Here is an 18454-nt window from a genome sequence, read left to right as displayed (position 1 = left end):
CAGAAAGGCCAGGCAGGTTGGGAAGATATTAAACCGGTGGCGACTTTTTCTGGAATCAGCTTGCTGATTTTACCGTTATTAATAAGATTGGATTATTATATTATTGTTATTTTGAAACAGGCATTACTGAAAATGGAAGATAATACAATGAGAAGCAGGAATAAATAAGCGCAGCGATATACAAGTGAATAGACCGTGCGGCTGCTTTTTACGTAAACTTCCCTCTAGTTAAAAAACTAAGAATATCTATTCAGCAATTCTATTGCACTTATAATATAATGAGATTAATCGTTTGGTGGTAGATAAATGCATTTAGTGGGAGATGAAATGTATCACATTTTTATCTTCCACCAGGATATACAATTGAGAATCAGCGCCATGAGCTCCATTTGGTAGCAGGTGGCAGATGATGATGAAGTTTTTTATTTTTGAAAAAAGCGAAGAGTAATCGCGATTGCATTAGTAGAATACACTTTAATATGTTCAACAAAAGAAGTGAGAAGGAAAGTTATAATGAAACATTTAATCAAAATAAAGTGAACAAAGATAGATCAGACTTAAATTGTTTGTTTCAAAAAATAATAGTAAAAATGTGATGTTAAGAAAGAATCAACGACATATTAAGAAGCATAGAAACTTAAAATTAATCGGGTTATTATGATAAGTTAGCCAAATAAAACCAACCGTTTTAAGTGAGTAAACAAAATTCACTCAATCTTTGGACTTGTCAATTCTATAATTTATCTTTGCTATCTAATTGCTTTTAATAATAGAAAAAAATTAAATATACACTCTCATGAAAGACTTTCTCAAATTTACGCTTGCAACCGTAGTGGGAATCATCCTGTCAAGCATTGTTATATTTTTTATTGGTGCCATAATCTTATTTGGAGTTGTGGCTTCGGCTGATACAGAAGTGAAAGTGAAACCAAACTCTATCATGTTTCTAGATCTTAATGGAACATTAGAGGAACGAACTAAAGACAATCCATTAAAACAATTCTTTGGAGAAGAATTATCTACTTATGGATTGGATGATATTCTCTCTTCCATAAAAAAGGCAAAGGAAAACGATGATATTAAGGGAATCTATATACAGGCAAAAATGTTAGGAGCTTCTTATGCTTCTTTACAAGAAATAAGAAATGCACTGGTTGATTTTAAAAAGAGTGGAAAATTCATTGTGGCCTACAGTGATAATTATACTCAGAAACTATACTACCTTTCTAGTGTAGCAGATAAAGTTCTACTTAATCCTAAAGGAGTAATTGAATGGAAAGGTATTGCTGCAGAACCAATGTTTTATAAAGATTTGCTAGAAAAAGTAGGAGTAGAAATGCAGATATTCAGAGTTGGTACATACAAATCGGCTGTAGAACCTTTTATTGCAACCGAGATGAGTCCGGCCAATCGTGAACAAGTTACAGAGTACATAGGTTCTATCTGGAACCAGGTATTAACAGATGTTTCTGTATCTCGAAAAATTTCTAAAGATTCTCTTAATGCTTGTGCTGATCGTATGCTGATGTTCTATCCATCTGAGCAATCTGTGAAATGTGGCCTGGCAGATAAACTAATCTATAAAAGCGATGTTAGAGATTATCTGAAGACATTGGTAAAAATAGACAAAGATGAAGATCTTTCAGTACTAAGCCTGGATGATATGATCAATGTTAAACGTAACGTTCCAAAAGATAAGAGTGGCAATGCGATTGCAGTATATTACGCATTCGGAGGCATTGATGAGGCAACCGATGAAGGTATTATTTCTGAGAAAGTGATTAAAGATTTGCGTGAACTACGTGAAAACAAAGAAATAAAAGCAGTTGTACTTAGAGTAAACTCTCCTGGAGGAAGCGCCTTTGGTTCTGAACAAATATGGAATGAAGTAAAAGCTCTAAAGAAAGAAAAAACAGTAGTAGTTTCGATGGGAGACTATGCAGCATCCGGCGGTTACTACATTTCTTGTGCCGCAGATTGTATTGTTGCCGAACCAACAACACTCACTGGTTCAATCGGAATCTTTGGAATGATTCCTAATGTAAAAGGACTTACTGATAAAGTTGGGCTTAAATTTGATGTAGTTAAAACCAATAAATTCTCTGACTTGGGCGCACTTGGCCGTGGATTAAACAGCGACGAAAAATCATTGATTCAAATGATGATTAACGAGGGATACGATACCTTTCTAACCAGATGTTCTGACGGTAGAAAAATGAGCAAGCAAGCTATCGGTAAAATTGCAGAAGGACGAGTATGGACAGGAGAAAAAGCTAAAAAAATAGGGCTGGTAGACGAATTGGGTGGTATAGACAAAGCTATAGAAATTGCAGCTAAGAAAGCAAAAATAAAAGACTATACCGTTCTTTCATATCCTGAAAAAGAAGAATTCTTTGAGTCTCTTTTCAAAGAAAAACCAACTCATTATATAGAATCTAGATTGATAGAAAGTAATTTTGGTGAGTTCTACAAAGGATTCAGCATGATTAAGGATGTTCAGAAATTAGATTACGTACAAGCCAGAGTACCTTTTGATATAAATATCAAATAAGATGAAATGGAAGAAAACTTCATTAAGATACACAAGAGTCTTTATCCACTCTCTTTTCTTTATGGATTGGGGGTAAGCTTGCGCAACAAAATGTTCGACTGGAATATTTTACACTCTAAGAGTTACAATATTCCGGTTATCAGTGTTGGCAATATTACTGTTGGTGGTACAGGAAAAACTCCACATACAGAATATTTAATAAAACTATTAAAGAAGGAATATAAAGTAGCAGTTCTAAGCCGGGGATATAAGCGAAAATCTAAAGGCTTTATTTTGGCAAATGAGAGCAGCACTGCTAAAGAGATTGGAGATGAACCTTTCCAGATTAAGCAGAAATTTCCGGAAGTAATAGTATCTGTAGATAAAGATCGTTGCCACGGAATAGAGACATTACAACAAGAAAAGGCTTCAGAATTAGAAGTTATTCTTTTGGATGATGCTTATCAACATCGATACGTAACTCCCGGCATAAATATATTATTGGTAGATTTCAACAGACTTATCTGTGACGATACACTTCTTCCAGCCGGACGTTTGCGAGAACCAGCACGTGGAAAAAACCGGGCAACCATGGTTATAGTAACAAAGTGTCCAAGAGTAATGAAACCAATGGATTTCCGGATTATCACAAAACGGTTAGATTTATATCCATATCAGCAGCTCTATTTTACATCGTATAGATACAGCAGCCTAACACCAATTTTCCCAGCAGTTAACAATAGAAAAAGAACATTGGGGCAGATTGAGAAAGATGAAAAAGTACTGTTGCTTACCGGGATTGCATCTCCTCAACAGTTACTGCAGGATATAGAGAGATATTCATCCAATATTACTCCCTTAACGTTTGCAGATCACCATGATTTTACAGAAAATGACATGGTAACATTAAAGGAAACTTTTGAGAATCTACCCGGAGAAAAGAAAATAATTATAACAACAGAAAAAGATGCAGCGCGTCTTACTCAGTTTAGTAATTTAGACGAAAAAATACAAAAAAACATCTATACTCTTCCTATAGAAGTAAGATTTCTGCAGAATCAGGAAGAGGCATTTAACCAAAACATTATTGAATATGTTAGAAAAAATAAAAGAGACAGCAGCCTTCCTGAAAGAGAGGATGCATACTAGTCCAGAAACAGCTATCATTTTAGGAACAGGATTAGGAAATCTGGCTAATGAAATTACAGAAAAATACGAGATAAAATATCAGGATATCCCTAACTTTCCTGTTTCCACAGTAGAAGGACATAGCGGAAAGCTTATTTTCGGGAAGTTAGGTAATAAAGATATTATGGCTATGCAAGGCCGCTTCCACTACTATGAAGGTTACTCAATGAAAGAAGTAACGTTCCCTGTACGGGTTATGAAAGAGCTCGGCATCAAAACATTATTTGTTTCTAATGCCAGCGGTGGAATGAATGATGCTTTTGAAATTGGAGACTTGATGATTATCAGAGATCATATTAATTTTTTCCCGGAACATCCGCTTCGTGGAAAGAATTTATATGGAGACCGTTTCCCTGATATGAGTGAAGCTTATTCCAAAGACTTAATAAAAAAAGCATTGGATATTGCCAAAGAAAAAGGAATCAAAGTTCAGCAAGGAGTATATTTAGGAACACAAGGTCCTACATTCGAAACTCCTTCAGAATATAAGATGTTTCATATTCTGGGAGCAGATGCAGTAGGAATGTCTACAGTACCGGAAGTTATTGTAGCCAACCATGCAGGAATTAAATGCTTTGGTATCTCAATCATAACCGATCTAGGTGTTGAAGGTAAAATCGTAGAAGTATCTCACGAAGAAGTACAGAAAGCAGCCGATGCTGCGCAACCAAAAATGACAACTATCATGCGTGAATTAATTAATCGCGCATAATTTTAAATAATAGATATGCAAGAAAGAAAAAGAACAGAGATTGCAACATTAGGAGAATTTGGCCTCATCAAACACCTTACAGAAGGGATTGAATTAAAAAACGAATCCAGCAAATATGGTGTGGGCGATGATGCAGCAGTACTCTCCTATCCGGACAAACAAGTTCTGGTTACAACAGATTTATTAATGGAAGGTGTTCATTTTGATCTGACTTATGTTCCATTGAAACATTTGGGATATAAAGCTGCCATCGTTAATATCTCGGATATTTACGCAATGAACGGCAGTCCCAAACAAATGATCATTTCAGTTGCTGTTTCCAAGAAATTCTGCATAGAAGATATGGAAGAGCTTTATGCCGGAATACAAATTGCATGCGAAGAGCACAATGTTGATATTGTAGGCGGAGACACATCTTCTTCTCTGACCGGTCTTGCCATAAGCATTACCTGCATTGGCGAAGCGGACAAAGACAAAGTTGTTTATCGCAATGGAGCTAAAGAAACCGACTTAATTTGTGTTAGTGGAGATTTAGGAGCAGCCTATATGGGACTTCAGCTTTTAGAAAGAGAAAAAGCTGTTCTCAGAGGAGAAAAAGAGGTGCAACCCGACTTCTCCGGAAAAGAATACCTGTTGGAACGTCAGTTGAAACCTGAAGCACGAAAAGATATTATTGAAAAATTAGCGCAGATGAATATTCTACCTACTTCAATGATGGATATTTCGGATGGTCTTTCTTCAGAGCTGATGCACATTTGTACTCAAAGCAAGGTTGGTTGTCGTGTTTACGAGGAACATATTCCAATTGATTACCAAACAGCTGTTATGGCAGAAGAGTTCAACATGAATCTTACAACTTGTGCACTTAATGGTGGAGAAGATTATGAACTACTTTTCACCGTACCAATTTCAGAGCATGAAAAAATTGCAGAGATGGAAGGTGTAAAAATGATTGGTCACATCACCAAGCAAGACTTAGGATGTGCATTAATTACCAGAGACGGACAAGAATTTGAATTAAAAGCTCAAGGATGGAATGCTTTATCCGAAAAGAATAACTAATTCATTCTGTGCACATTAAAGAATACAAGATAATGCCGGCAAATAGAATAGCACTATTTACCGGCATTTTTTATACTTGAATGTTTGCATATTCAAAAACTTTAGCTACCTTTGCAACCGCAATCACAAAGAGGTGCCATAGCTCAGTTGGTAGAGCAAAGGACTGAAAATCCTTGTGTCCCCGGTTCGATTCCTGGTGGCACCACCTTTAAAAAAGACTCCTGATTTTCGATGAAAATCAGGAGTCTTTTTTTGTACTATTTAGATAGCTATACAATATAATGTAAAATGGAGTTTCTCGAAGAAGAGGAACTCCATTTTACATGTATAGACTAATTCATTTTAAACCGCAATACTTTCAAATCCTTATCAGCAGAGCTTCCGCCATAGAGTAGTTTGTATTCTCCCGGCACACATCTCATGGTATTTGATTTTGTATCAAACCACTGCAAATCGTCTGCAGTCAGTTTGATAGTGACTTGCTTATTTTCGCCGGCTTTTAAAGATACACGACGAAATGCCCGAAGTGTTTTGGTTGGACCATCTACATCAGCCGGACGGCTAAGATATACTTGTATCACTTCTTCTCCATCTCGTTTACCTGTGTTGCTAACAGGAATAGTGAGCTCTACCAAACCACCTGCCTTTACAATGGATTTAGCTAATTTGGCTTTTCCATAAGCAAAAGTTGTATAACTTAACCCATAACCAAATGGGAAGAGAGCCTCACCCTTAAAGTAACGATAAGTACGACCTTTCATATTATAGTTTTCAAAGTCGGGCAGTTGCTCTACATTTTTATAGAAGGTAACCGGCAAACGTCCGGCAGGATTGTAATCGCCAAACAACACATCGGCTACAGCAGTACCAGCTGCCTGACCGGGATACCATGCTTGCAGAATAGCTTCACAACTCTTAGTCTCAGGCACCAAGCCCAGAGCAGAACCCGAGCAATTTACAAACACCACTTTTTTACCGGCATTATACAATTGCTGAAGCAACTCACGCTGAACAGCAGGCAACTCAATATTTGTACGGTCGCCACCTTTGAATCCATCAGCTTTAACAGCCATCTCCTCTCCTTCCAGTTTAGGAGAAATACCTCCTACAAAAACAACCACATCTGCATCTTTGACACTGGCAATTGTTTTGGTAAAATCGAGATTCACCTCTTTACCAAAATCGAAGTTAAGAGTACCGTCATAGCGTACACTATAGTCCAATCGAATATCATACGATTTTCCGGCCTCTGCTTTTAAAGTAAGAATATTGGTAGGTAAACCAATACTTCTACCTTTGCCTTGCTGAACACCATCAATATAAAGTGTATATGATCCGGTTAAATTCATATAAAAAGAAACATCACCGGACTCTTTAGGGGTAAAGACTGAATGATAGCGGGCAGAGAAATTTGACAGTGGCACTCCGCGTGAAAAGACTGTTCCACCGGCAGCGGAAAAGTTTAACGGAGTGGTAAGCCAGTCGTTGGCAATAGCATCTCCACTAAAATCTGTATTATTCCAATATATAGCTTCGAAACCAGGTTTACCATTTATTGCACACTGATCGAAAAAGCTGTTCAGTGCAACATTCTGAGTATAACCACAACCCTGAACATAAGTAACCTTATCTGCTCCTATCTTATTTTTTATGCCTTCAATAATCGTTGTAGTGTGATATGGAAGTCCGTTGTAATTGGCCCACATAGTAACAGAGTCTGTTGCATTAGGTCCCATCACCGCAACTTTCAGATTCTTAGCTAATGGTAGCAAGTTATCTCTGTTCTGCAACAAAGTCATACTTTCCTGAGCCATTTTAAGAGCCAATTGCTGATGCTCCGGACTATTAACAACTTCATCTTTCAACTGCATCCATGGAACTAAAGAAGGATCATCCATTTCGCCGAGCTCAAAACGAGCTTTTAGCAAGCGGACAACAGACTGATTAATCTTGTCTTCGTTGATAAGTCCTTGTTTCACGGCAGCCGGAAGGTTTCCGTAAACAGAACCACATTCCACATCCGTACCAGTTGCTACAGCTCTTGATGCTGCATGAGCAGGATCGGGTTCTGCACCGTGTCCTTTTGGTACAGGCATATAGATATCATTTATTGCCCAGCAATCGCTAACAACCAAATGTTTATATTCCCATTCATCACGTAATATCTGCATAAGCAAACGGTTGGATCCACAGCAGGGTGATCCTTCAAAACTGTTATAAGCACACATCACCTCTTTTACATCCGCCTTTTGCACGAGATCTTTGAAAGCAGGCAGATAGGTTTCCCATAAATCGCGCGGTGAGATATTCTCAGCATTATAAGTATGCCTGTTCCACTCCGGTCCGCTGTGCACGGCAAAGTGTTTGGCACAAGCATGAAGTTTATCGTAACCCGCTTTCGGAGTTCCCTGAAGTCCATGAACCACAGCCTGTCCCATGCGACTAGTCAGGTACGGATCTTCACCATAAGTTTCCTGTCCCCTTCCCCAGCGTGGATCACGGAAAATATTGATATTGGGAGTCCACACGGTAAGTCCCTGATATCGTCCAAACTGACCGGAACTACTAAACTGGCGGTATTTTACCCGAGCCTCATCACTCACCGCATCGAACACCTTATAAAGAAGTGCATCATCAAAAGAAGCAGCCATACCTATTGTTTGCGGAAAAACAGTTGCATTACCGGCACGCGCAATACCATGAAGAGCTTCGCTCCACCAGTCGTATGCCTTGATACCCAATCGTGGTATAGGTTTCGAGGAGTTTTGCATGAGAGCAACCTTTTCTTCTAATGTTAGTCTTTTGAGCAAATCTTTAGCCCTTTCCGTAGGAGTTAACTTCGGATTTTTATACGCCTCCTGGGCAGAAATACCTATTGACAGAGAACAAAGGCAGACTATGCCCAGATTCCGTTTAATTAAATGTGTAAATTTCATCGTATCTTATTAAAAATTAAAATTCAGTTACCATCTCCTTACCATCTAGCCAGGCTGCCATATTCAACACAAGCAGATTCCAGTTCTGAAAGCCTTTATTGAGAACCGGTTCACCATTCTCAGGTAAGTAGTATTCATGTAAAGCCCCGAAACGTTCGTAATTGCGTCCCAACAAAAGAATCGTTTTTTCAGCCAGTTCGTGTGCATCATCTTTAAAGCCGTAATTAACAAGCCCTCTGAAAACCATGTAATTGGCATTAATCCAAATAGGGCCCAACCAGGAAGAAGGATTTCCGCTAGCTCTGAGATCATACATTTTTTCCAAAGGAGACAAGGTTCTTACTCCACAAGGTGCATTAAACGAGGTTGTATCACGGTATTGTTTCTCAACCATCTGCTTAGCCTGTTCGGGAGTAGCTATTCCTGCCCACATTGATAGAAAACCGCTCCATACACTAAAACGCTGAATCAAGCAATCATACGTACGTGGATGACCTGTATGCAGAAAGAAGTCACCTTTCTGAAGCGTTTCTACCTGCGGCTTCTGCACAGGGAGCAGATTAAAATCTACGCTATAATAAAACTTATCCCGTTTATCCCAACAATGTTCACGGATTGAACTACACAATAAATCAGCCTCTTGCTTATACCTTTGCCCTATTTCATTCATATTTAAGCTCTTCGCCAGATATTCCATAGCCAAAAGTTCGCGATACATCATGCAATTAAGAAAGATAGAACCTGAGCTTTCTTGCGGACGAAAAAAAGTGCTGGGATCATTATCTACCCCAATGGCCTCATCTGTTTCCCAATATAGCAATCCGGTAATTTTATCACGATGATAGTTCCAGTATTTATCAACAAAAGCCTGCAATGTGTAAAAGTTATCCCTCAACCACTCAGCATCACCATTCATATTCTTCACAATAAACGCTGCATGTTGTGCCAGACAAGGTTTGTGCATATTGCTCTTCCATGGATTACGTTTGGAAAGCATATCCTTTCGGGATGGTGCATCGCGTTCTATCCAGATAGGAATCCAGCCATCCATGCCACCGTAGCTCAAAGAATTGAGCACACATCCCTGTTCATATTTCAACGCTTCTTCTCTATCCGCTTTAGTACCTTTTTCCAAAAGAATCTGCCTCAGTGCCACATCACTCAGCCAGGAATCCCAATCCCACAACATATCCAGATACTGACTGCTTCCTGGAGCCAGAAACGGATATTTCAGAGCACCGCCAGCATTGCGATACATTCCTTTCATATCTTTATAGATATGTTCACGGCATATTTTTTTATATTTCTCTACATTCCCGGGAGTTCTTTCAGGAAGTTGTGCAAAGGCAGAAGCTGCATATAGTATTGTAGCAATCAGAGACAAAGTGCAGATTTTTTTCATAGTATTCTTTCAAAACAAGTTTAACGCTTACAAAGATATAGTTTAAGGCACATATTACGATAAAAGAAATAAGAAAAATATATATGATTACATTATAAATTTGTGCTAACTTTGACAAGAAATTCTTTCTTATTTAATTTTTTATACTCTATATGAAAACACACATTATAGTTATTGTTATGCTGTTATTTACATTAACAGTAAAAGGACAGCTCGTATACCACGACGCTTCAGCCTTTCCTTTATTAGGCAAAGCTACACAAAGTACAGCTACACGTTATGAGCGTTTACCGGATTCTTTGAGAAATATATCCCGCAAACCTTTATGGGAGCTGGGACAAAATAGTGCCGGACTTGCAATTCGTTTCAGCTCCAATTCCACAACTATTGCAGCAAAATGGGAAGTACTCTTAAATAGAAGCATGAATCACATGACCGATACAGGCGTAAAAGGGCTCGATCTCTATTGTCTGCAAGACGGCAAATGGGTATTTGTCAACAGCGGACGTCCGTCGGGAAAAGTAAATACTGCCACAATTATAAAAGATATGAAACCAGAGAAACGGGAATATATGTTGTACCTCCCGCTTTATGATGGAGTTACCTCCTTATCGATAGGTGTAGATTCTTTATCAGAAATCTCTCAACCATCTATTGACTGGCCTATTCGCCAGAAACCGCTTGTATTCTATGGCACGAGTATTCTTCAAGGAGGTTGCGCTTCCCGTCCGGGTATGGCACATACAAACATATTGTCGCGCTGGCTAAATCGTGAAGCAATTAATCTGGGATTTAGCGGCAACGGACAATTAGATCTGGAAATTGCAGATGTAATTGCTAATGTAGATGCATCAATGTACATTCTCGATTTTGTGCCAAACGCTACTGTAGAACAAATGAAAGAACGGGCAGACAAGTTCTATACTATTATCAGAAGCCGCCATCCGGATACTCCGATACTTTTCGTGGAAGATCCTATATTTACCCACAGTCGCTTCGATCAAAGAATGGCTAAGGAAGTGAAAGACAAAAATGAAACTATCAATGCATTCTTTCAGACTTTAAAAAAACGTGGAGAGAAGAACATTTATTTCCTTTCCTCCAAAAACATGGTTGGCCATGATGGTGAAGCAATGGTAGACGGCATTCATTTTACCGATCTTGGCTTTATGCGTTATTCAGAATTGCTTTATCCTGTTATAAAGAAATATATGAAGTAATGATGAAAGTCATTATTTCACATTTTAAGTGTAGATTATGTGATTCTATACACATTTTCTACACATAAAATGTGATTTTATTTAAGCATACATATTAGAATTCAGCTTAAAATAGAATCTAAACAACTGCTATCCAATCTTATATCCCAGTGCATCTATTATTTTTTCATTCAATTTTCGGTTTTTACCTTTAAACGGGTGACAATGAATGTGAATAGCCGGATTAAAATTCAACTCTATAATAGCATAATTATCATCCGAAGCATCCTTTGTGAGGTTTGGAATAATCATATCTAGACCGGTAATAGTCACATTTAAGGCTTGAGCAGCTTTTATGGCAATCTGTTTATAAGAATCCGGAATGTCATCTGTAAAATCAATGCTGTCCCCCCCGGTACTTATATTTGAGTTCTCACGTAAATATACAGTTTCTCCATATGCAGGTATATAATCAAAGTCTTTGAACTGTGCTTGTAAAAACATAGCCTCAGCTTCACCCAATTGAATTTTTTCCAATGGCGTATGATAACCTTTACCTCGCAATGGATCTTCATTTTTAGTACGCACTAATTCCCGGATTGACTTAATTCCATCACCGGTTACATTCGCAGGAACGCGATGCAAAATGCTTGCTACCTCATCTCGTATTACAAAGAAACGATACTCTTTTCCTGTAATAAATTCCTCTATCAGGAAGGTAGAATCATATTCAAATGCTATATCAACAGCATGTTGAAAAGTCAACTCATCCATATTCTCTTTTAAAATAGTTATCCCGGTACCAAAATTAGTCTGATTCGGCTTTATTACCACAGGCATACCCCGGAATCGTACATAATCAGATTTCGCCGTTTCAGCATTAGTATAATCCTCTCCTTTCGGAACCCGAATGCCATGTTCTTCCAATATCCTTTTAGTAACCAGTTTATTTTCCATAGTCAGTACGCTGGCATAATTATCCAATGAAGTCTTAGTTGCCTGCTTCACATATTGTACATTCCCATTCTTTTCCAGTCTGATAAAATTTTCTTTTCTATCCATAATTTCAAAAGAGACACCCCTCTTTATCGCTTCACGCAATAACAACTGTGTGGAGAGTTCCATATCTTCCAATCCAATAAAATTATAGTCCTTTTGTCTGCTTTTAAGAAGGTTATTTCCAGCTATTGCCAAATGATAAGGAATATAGCCCATCTTCTGAATACCATTCAGTACGTTGTAAACTCTACGCTTTCCGGGATCTTCAATCAATTCCATTGCATGCAATAATGAATCCCGGTATTCACTTTTATCAATTCCCAGTTCTTCGAATAAATTCATTATTCCCCGAATCAGTTTCTCAGCTTCATTCCAGATGTTTATTTGCTCTCCATTATCTTCAAACATGCATGGTATTTCATCCAATCCATACAGAGCAACACATCCATGATATTTATTTGCCTTAGCCTGTGCTGCCACATCAAAATCATCATCCTCTTTACTCAATAGTCCATACAGAGCAAGTGCATGCAAAAAAGATAGCTCATCTTTAGTAACTCCAGCCTTAGTTAAAGGATCGATATCAATGAAGCGAAGCTCAATATAAGTAATATGTTCAGGACTTTTTATAAACTTAAGCCGCACCGGAGAATACAATTCCTTAGAAGAAGCAATTTTTTTTTCTTCAATCATCTGGTTTATGCTGCTTCTAAAATTTATTACCGAACTATAGTCGGGATACAAATCCCCGATATTTCTATAGCCATAACAGCTATTTCGGATGGAGAGAGCCACCACATCTTTATCAATTGAGTACGGCGCCAATTTACATTTAAGTTCCAATGAAGAATCTACCACCGGACTACTTCCATAGAGCAGTATATACAGCCAACGCATCCTAAGCATCTGCCGGATAGTTTTCAGATAAGCCTCATCCTTGAATTCTTCGTATGATAATGACGGATTTATTTTTCTATATAGTATCTCCAGTAACTTTTCACTATAGGAAAAATTAAAATGTATGCCCGAAATCAATTGATTTTTAGAACCATACTTCTGAGCAAGAAATTCTCTGTAATGCTCCGCCTCTTTTCCATCTTTATCATATTTCGCTATAGGTATCTGTTTATCGTCCGGTAAAATTGGAGGGAGACTTTGAGGCCATAAGTACTCATCAGTTAATTCCAGACTTACAATATCATGTATAGTCTCCACAAAACCAATTGTCTGATTTATATCAGGCAGCGGAGGAGTAATCATTTCTACCTGACTTTCTGAAAAATCAGTTGTGATATAAGGATGTTTCAGCTTATTCCCAAAAACTTTTGGATGTGGCGTTTGAGCTAACTTACCATTTTTATCCACACGGATACTCTCCTTTTCAAGGCCAAACAGTGCATCCAACCACACATTACCTTTTAATAAATAGTTTGCCGATTTAAAGATATCACTTCCCATAACTTAAATTGAATTATGTTTTTTAATAAATAGTTTAAACAGAATAATATATAGTGTTACAAGTAATATTCCTTTTGCAATGCTGCTTATGCTAATGCTCCACCAAACAGATGAAAGTGCATGTTTCCAGAAATTAATAAAAGAAATAGCCGTCGGTATTCTGATTACTGTGAATATAATCCCGGAAATTGCCGGTATATTAGTTCGTCCCCAGCCAAAGAAAGCTCCTGTAGCCATTAACTCCATGCACATAAAAAGTTGAGAAAAGCCCAGAATAATTAAATACTCCCTCCCCATAGCTATACTATCGGCATCACTTAAAAAGATTGAGAATAAAAAGCCGGGAAAAGCAATCAACAAGACAGAGGTTGCAGTTCCAATTAGAAAAGCAAGCAACATTCCCGAACGAAAAGCAGCCCATTGTGTCTGATAATCCCTTGCTCCGTAAGCCTTTCCGGATATAGTGGATAAAGCCGAGACAAAACCACCTGCCGTCATGTAAGAGATTGCTTCAATCTGCACTCCCACCTTTTGAACAGCAATGGCGGTGGCTCCCCAGTCACTTATAATACGGGCCATTACAATGGCTACTGCAGTAAAAGATATCCGCTGAATAGCCGGACTTATTCCTAGCTTTATAATATCTTTCAAAAAACTATATTGATAAACAGTTTCAACAGGTTTCAGTTCTTCAGTCTTATTCAATTTCCTATAGAACAATATTGTAGCTATAGCCTGTGATATGATGGTAGCAATTGCTGCGCCCTTAATTCCCAGTCCTACAGGAAATATTAAAATAAAATCTAACAGAATATTGATTATTAATGCAGCTACATTAATGCGAAAGGGCGACCGACTATCTCCATAACCAATAAATACACTCGTAAAAAATAAGTTCTGAAATAAAAACGGGATACTCATTCCTACCAAGAGTAAATAATCTGTTGCAGCCTTTTCAATTACAGGATTATTCAATTGAATGAGCCCTATCAAGAATTGCCGGGTCATTGCCAGCAAAGCGAAACAAGCCAGTGCTAACATTATTACAGCCCGTAAGCCATTCTTCACATAGCTTCTTGCAATAAATAAATTACTTTCCCCAATAGCATGAGACACTTTTATTCCCACCCCAACTGTTAATAATGAAGATATGGCCCAACTTAAATTCATATAAAATCCCGCAGAACCAACAGCAGCTACAGCCTCACTACCAAACTTTCCAACAAAAAACATATTGATAAAATTATAAGCCATTGACATAAACGAAGACGCAATAACCGGCAACGCCAACCGTACTAACTGATTCATAATAGAATCAGGTTGAACCTTGCTTAAAATCTCCGATACTTCTTTTTTTAATAATGCCATGTCTGTTAGCAATTTCATTTTTATTATAAAGACGCAGAACTATTTAAAAGGACGCAGAATTTTTATTCCAAAAAAGGATGTTGTTTTTGCGTCTTTCATAAAAACATTGCGTCTTTATTGTTGAACCACCATAAAAAAGAGTAAAGATGAAAGCAAGTAATTACAGAAAAGAAGAACTTTTCAATAAAATCATGAGCAGAGGATTTTGGGAAGACATTCCTGAGCGCAAAGAAAAAGTATCGCAGTTTATCAGAGAGCTATTCAAATATCTATTCCCTGTTCAATGCTTATGCATGCCAGATAAAATGCAATTAGAGCAAGGTCATTTAACAGTATATAAATTGTTTAGGGAACTCTGTTTACCAATACAAGAGATGGATTCAGTAAAAGAACTGGAAACTGAGAGCCGTTTCTTTTATAGCCTTCCTCAAATTTATGATTTACTAATTGAGGATGCCGAAGCTATTTTTAAAGGAGATCCAGCAGCCAGGAATATAGAAGAAGTGATTCATATCTATCCTGGATTTTACGCTATATTTATTCACAGGGTAGCACATGCCCTATATCAATTAAATATGGCTCTGCTGGCTAGAATGTTTTCTGAATACTCACACAGTATCACAGGTATTGATATTCACCCCGGAGCAACAATAGGCCGATCATTTGGAATAGATCACGGAACTGGAATTGTGATAGGAGAAACAACTATTATCGGAGATAACGTAAAAATATACCAGGGAGTAACTCTGGGAGCAAAAAGTGTAGAGAAAAGTCTGGCTCAAACCAAGCGTCATCCCACCATTGAAAATAATGTGACTATTTATGCCGGAGCAACAATCTTAGGTGGCGATACCGTTATTGGCAAAGACAGTATAGTAGGAGGAAATGTTTTTATTACACATAGCATTCCTGCAAAATCTATGGTGTATTATAACAATGAACTATCAATCAGACCTGTGTAATAAAAATAAAATCAAGAGAATGTTGTTGATAAGGCATTCTTTATTCTATTTTTGTTATTGGGTATTTAAGTAAAGATATGAGTTTATATAATTTTGAGTTTTAATAAAGAAATAGCTAAATTTATGGATAATAGTACAGAAGCAATCTGGCAAGCATGTTCTGACCAGTTAAAAACTTATATAGTAAAACGAATGCCTGATTCTTCACTTGCCGACGATATTTTACAGGAAACATTTATCAAAATACACGAAAACATTCACTCAATAAAAGACGAAACGAAAATTTGTGCCTGGGTATTTCAGATTGCAAGAAATACAATAAACGATTATTATCGGAAAGACAAGACCAAACTCTCTGAAGTTCAGATTCTTTCCGATGAAGAACTAAATGCTATTGACGAAGCAGATAGCAAATTGGAAGACAATCCAACAAAGCACCTTGCATCAGGCTTACAGGAAATGATCAATTCTCTACCTGAAAAATACGCTCAGGCATTGAATATGGTAGAAATTCAAGGCCTATCTCAAATTCAGTTATCCAAAGAATTAAATATATCTGTTTCAGGAGCCAAATCGCGTGTTCAGCGTGGCAGACAAATGCTAAAAGATTCTCTGATGAATTGTTGCCATTACGAATTCGATAAATATGGGACCATCATTTCTTACCATCCTATTAAATGCTGTTGTTGCTCTAAATCTGTTAAGAAGGATTAGATAAAGTAAATCATATTTTACTACCTTTGCCTATCTTAAACTGTAGGATTATAGAAAACACGAATCTCTAATACATGAAAAAGATTATAATTCTTCTTATATTGATAATTTACAATATCTCTTATGTAAAAGGTCAGGATATTGAATCTTTATTGAATGAGCTTGATCACACAATTAAAAACCGTGAATCTTATTTTAATGATAAGGTGGGGCGTATCAGGCAAATTGAAAGCATATACCCTTTGCATAATGATGAGCAGAACTATGCTATTTTAGGAAAAATATTCGATGAGTTTCGGGCATTTAATACCGATTCTTGCGCTTATTATGCCCAGAAGAAGATGCAGTTGGCTAAAAAGATAGGTAAAAGATCGTATATAGACGATTCTAACATGAATCTAGCTGAAGTATATGGCATTACAGGAATGTATAAAGAAGCACTTGATATTCTTAACACTGTAGACCGAAGTAAACTTGCCGAATATCTTGTTCCCTACTATTATTACCTGTACAGAACAATATATGGTTTAATGAGTGACTATTCCATGCTTGAATCGGACAAGAAAAAGTATGCTGAATTAACAGACCATTATCGGGATTCTTTATTAATAGTCAATAAAAAACAGACTTATGCATATGTTATTGTAAAAGCAGATGGATTGATCTATAATAACAAAGCGAATGAAGCAATCTTGTTGCTATCCGGTTATATGAATAATCTGAAGAAAAACGACCCCAGCATCGGAACATTAGCATATACCATGTCACTCGCTTATAGAAAAAATCGTGATAATGATAAGAGAAAATACTATTTAGCCATATCATCCCTTTCTGACATTGAAAGAGGAGCCAAAGAATATGTTTCGTTGCGTGAACTAGCTCAGATTCTATATGATGAAGGTGATTTAGATCGTTCTTATAATTATCTGAAATGTTCAATGGAAGATGCAGCATTCTGTAATGCTCGTTTACGAACTATTGAAGTTTCCAAGTTCTTTCCGATAGTAGAGAAGGCATATCAGCAAAAGTTGCATAAAAAAGAAATGCAACGAACTATCGCGCTGGCTATCGTTAGTTTTCTGACTATTTTATTAATGTTTGCGCTATTCTTTCTTTATAAACAATATAAAAACTTAGTTCTTGCCCGTGAGCAACTCCAGAATCTGGCAAAAGGCTTGCAAGAAATGAATATTGAACAGAAACTCCTGAATGAAAAGCTCGTCGAATCAAATAAACAATTAAGAGATTCTAATAATGCACTTATTGAATCTAATCGTATCAAAGAGGAATACATAGGTCATTATATGAATTTCTGTTCTCTGCATATTGACAAGATGGAGAATTATCGCCACTTATTGTGCAAGATTGCTCAAAATGAGAAAGTTGAAGCTCTGTTCAAGAAACTACGTTCTAATCAGATTATTGAAGATGAATTGAAAGAGTTTTATGAAAACTTTGATGATACATTTCTGCATTTATTTCCAAACTTTGTGGATGAATTTAATGAGTTGTTAGTAGAAGATGGCCGTGAATATCCTAAATCAGAAAATCAGTTAACCACTGTATTACGCATTTTTGCACTCATTCGTCTTGGAATTACTGATAGCGTCAAGATAGCTGAGTTTCTACGTTATTCCGTTACTACAATCTACAATTATCGTGTAAAGGTTCGTAATAAGGCTATTGGCGACAGGAACGAGCTCGAAGAAAAAGTTATGAACATAAGTAGAATAACAAAAAAATAAATAAAAACAACTACTTTTTTGGGCATCTAAAAATAATATAACACACTAGCTATCAACTATATAAACTTCAAAAAGCACTACTTTTTTTCTATCTATTATAAATGAAGGTCCAAGATTAAATATTTTTGTGATGCAATGATAAGTTGCAAGTAACAATAATATTAACTTTAGATTTCATT

At 37.0% G+C, this 18454-nt stretch carries 12 protein-coding genes and 1 tRNA gene; 9 read left to right on the top strand and 4 right to left on the bottom strand.

What is annotated here, in order from left to right; genetic code table 11:
• The first annotated feature begins 796 nt into the window (after nucleotides 1-796).
• The 5 genes from sppA (at nucleotide 797) to BUC21_RS14290 (ending at nucleotide 5697) form a co-directional block, all read left to right on the top strand.
• Nucleotides 797-2551, top strand: a complete 1755-nt coding sequence (gene sppA, locus BUC21_RS14310) for a signal peptide peptidase SppA (RefSeq protein ID WP_073403628.1) — start codon at nucleotides 797-799, stop codon at nucleotides 2549-2551.
• A 6-nt stretch (nucleotides 2552-2557) separates the two neighbouring features.
• On the top strand, nucleotides 2558-3679 hold the full coding sequence (lpxK, locus tag BUC21_RS14305) for a tetraacyldisaccharide 4'-kinase (RefSeq protein WP_073403626.1): 1122 nt from the start codon (nucleotides 2558-2560) through the stop codon (nucleotides 3677-3679).
• On the top strand, nucleotides 3624-4430 hold the full coding sequence (locus BUC21_RS14300; protein WP_073403624.1) for a purine-nucleoside phosphorylase: 807 nt from the start codon (nucleotides 3624-3626) through the stop codon (nucleotides 4428-4430). The genes lpxK and BUC21_RS14300 overlap by 56 nt, the downstream gene beginning before the upstream one ends.
• 15 nt (nucleotides 4431-4445) lie before the next feature.
• Nucleotides 4446-5492 (top strand): thiamine-phosphate kinase, encoded by a 1047-nt coding sequence (gene thiL, locus BUC21_RS14295; protein WP_073403622.1) that lies wholly within the window; start codon nucleotides 4446-4448, stop codon nucleotides 5490-5492.
• Between the two features lie 132 nt (nucleotides 5493-5624).
• A tRNA-Phe gene (locus BUC21_RS14290) sits at nucleotides 5625-5697 on the top strand.
• Between the two features lie 127 nt (nucleotides 5698-5824).
• Here the strand turns inward: BUC21_RS14290 and xyl3A are convergent.
• On the bottom strand, nucleotides 5825-8428 hold the full coding sequence (xyl3A, locus tag BUC21_RS14285) for a xylan 1,4-beta-xylosidase (RefSeq protein WP_175550530.1): 2604 nt from the start codon (nucleotides 8426-8428) through the stop codon (nucleotides 5825-5827).
• Nucleotides 8429-8444: 16 nt separating this feature from the next.
• Nucleotides 8445-9830, bottom strand: a complete 1386-nt coding sequence (locus BUC21_RS14280; RefSeq protein WP_073403620.1) for an MGH1-like glycoside hydrolase domain-containing protein — start codon at nucleotides 9828-9830, stop codon at nucleotides 8445-8447.
• Nucleotides 9831-9982: 152 nt separating this feature from the next.
• Here BUC21_RS14280 and BUC21_RS14275 point away from each other — a divergent pair, with 152 nt between their 5' ends.
• Nucleotides 9983-11050, top strand: a complete 1068-nt coding sequence (locus BUC21_RS14275) for an SGNH/GDSL hydrolase family protein (protein ID WP_073403618.1) — start codon at nucleotides 9983-9985, stop codon at nucleotides 11048-11050.
• Between the two features lie 129 nt (nucleotides 11051-11179).
• Here the strand turns inward: BUC21_RS14275 and gshAB are convergent, their stop codons facing one another.
• Nucleotides 11180-13486 carry a bifunctional glutamate--cysteine ligase GshA/glutathione synthetase GshB gene (gene gshAB / locus BUC21_RS14270; RefSeq protein WP_073403617.1) on the bottom strand — a complete coding sequence of 769 codons (2307 nt, stop codon included), beginning with the start codon at nucleotides 13484-13486 and terminating at the stop codon, nucleotides 11180-11182.
• Nucleotides 13487-13489: 3 nt separating this feature from the next.
• The gene (locus BUC21_RS14265) at nucleotides 13490-14854 is read right to left on the bottom strand and encodes an MATE family efflux transporter (RefSeq protein WP_175550529.1); all 1365 of its coding nucleotides are present in this window, start codon (nucleotides 14852-14854) and stop codon (nucleotides 13490-13492) included.
• Between the two features lie 146 nt (nucleotides 14855-15000).
• Here BUC21_RS14265 and epsC point away from each other — a divergent pair, with 146 nt between their 5' ends.
• The 3 genes from epsC to BUC21_RS14250 all read left to right on the top strand — a co-directional run bounded on the left by epsC (nucleotide 15001) and on the right by BUC21_RS14250 (nucleotide 18275).
• Complete coding sequence (gene epsC, locus BUC21_RS14260; protein ID WP_073403616.1) at nucleotides 15001-15816, top strand: serine O-acetyltransferase EpsC; 816 nt, start codon at nucleotides 15001-15003, stop codon at nucleotides 15814-15816.
• A 123-nt stretch (nucleotides 15817-15939) separates the two neighbouring features.
• A complete protein-coding gene (gene sigZ, locus BUC21_RS14255) occupies nucleotides 15940-16530 on the top strand; it encodes an RNA polymerase sigma factor SigZ (RefSeq protein ID WP_073403615.1) in 591 nt (196 codons plus the stop codon).
• Nucleotides 16531-16604: 74 nt separating this feature from the next.
• Complete coding sequence (locus BUC21_RS14250) at nucleotides 16605-18275, top strand: DUF6377 domain-containing protein (RefSeq protein WP_073403614.1); 1671 nt, start codon at nucleotides 16605-16607, stop codon at nucleotides 18273-18275.
• The last annotated feature ends 179 nt before the right edge of the window (nucleotides 18276-18454 follow it).

Origin of the sequence: Bacteroides luti, assembly GCF_900128905.1 — a bacterium.
In the GTDB taxonomy this organism is placed as follows: domain Bacteria; phylum Bacteroidota; class Bacteroidia; order Bacteroidales; family Bacteroidaceae; genus Bacteroides; species Bacteroides luti.
The sequence above is the reverse complement of the archived record's forward strand: the minus strand, read 5'-3'. Positions and strand labels throughout refer to the sequence as shown.

Coding starts and splice junctions, on each gene's coding strand:
- sppA (WP_073403628.1), top strand. CDS start 797: ATGAAAGACTTTCTCAAATTTACGCTTGCAACCGTAGTGGGAATCATC.
- lpxK (WP_073403626.1), top strand. CDS start 2,558: ATGGAAGAAAACTTCATTAAGATACACAAGAGTCTTTATCCACTCTCT.
- BUC21_RS14300 (WP_073403624.1), top strand. CDS start 3,624: ATGTTAGAAAAAATAAAAGAGACAGCAGCCTTCCTGAAAGAGAGGATG.
- thiL (WP_073403622.1), top strand. CDS start 4,446: ATGCAAGAAAGAAAAAGAACAGAGATTGCAACATTAGGAGAATTTGGC.
- xyl3A (WP_175550530.1), bottom strand. CDS start 8,428: ATGAAATTTACACATTTAATTAAACGGAATCTGGGCATAGTCTGCCTT.
- BUC21_RS14280 (WP_073403620.1), bottom strand. CDS start 9,830: ATGAAAAAAATCTGCACTTTGTCTCTGATTGCTACAATACTATATGCA.
- BUC21_RS14275 (WP_073403618.1), top strand. CDS start 9,983: ATGAAAACACACATTATAGTTATTGTTATGCTGTTATTTACATTAACA.
- gshAB (WP_073403617.1), bottom strand. CDS start 13,486: ATGGGAAGTGATATCTTTAAATCGGCAAACTATTTATTAAAAGGTAAT.
- BUC21_RS14265 (WP_175550529.1), bottom strand. CDS start 14,854: ATGGCATTATTAAAAAAAGAAGTATCGGAGATTTTAAGCAAGGTTCAA.
- epsC (WP_073403616.1), top strand. CDS start 15,001: ATGAAAGCAAGTAATTACAGAAAAGAAGAACTTTTCAATAAAATCATG.
- sigZ (WP_073403615.1), top strand. CDS start 15,940: ATGGATAATAGTACAGAAGCAATCTGGCAAGCATGTTCTGACCAGTTA.
- BUC21_RS14250 (WP_073403614.1), top strand. CDS start 16,605: ATGAAAAAGATTATAATTCTTCTTATATTGATAATTTACAATATCTCT.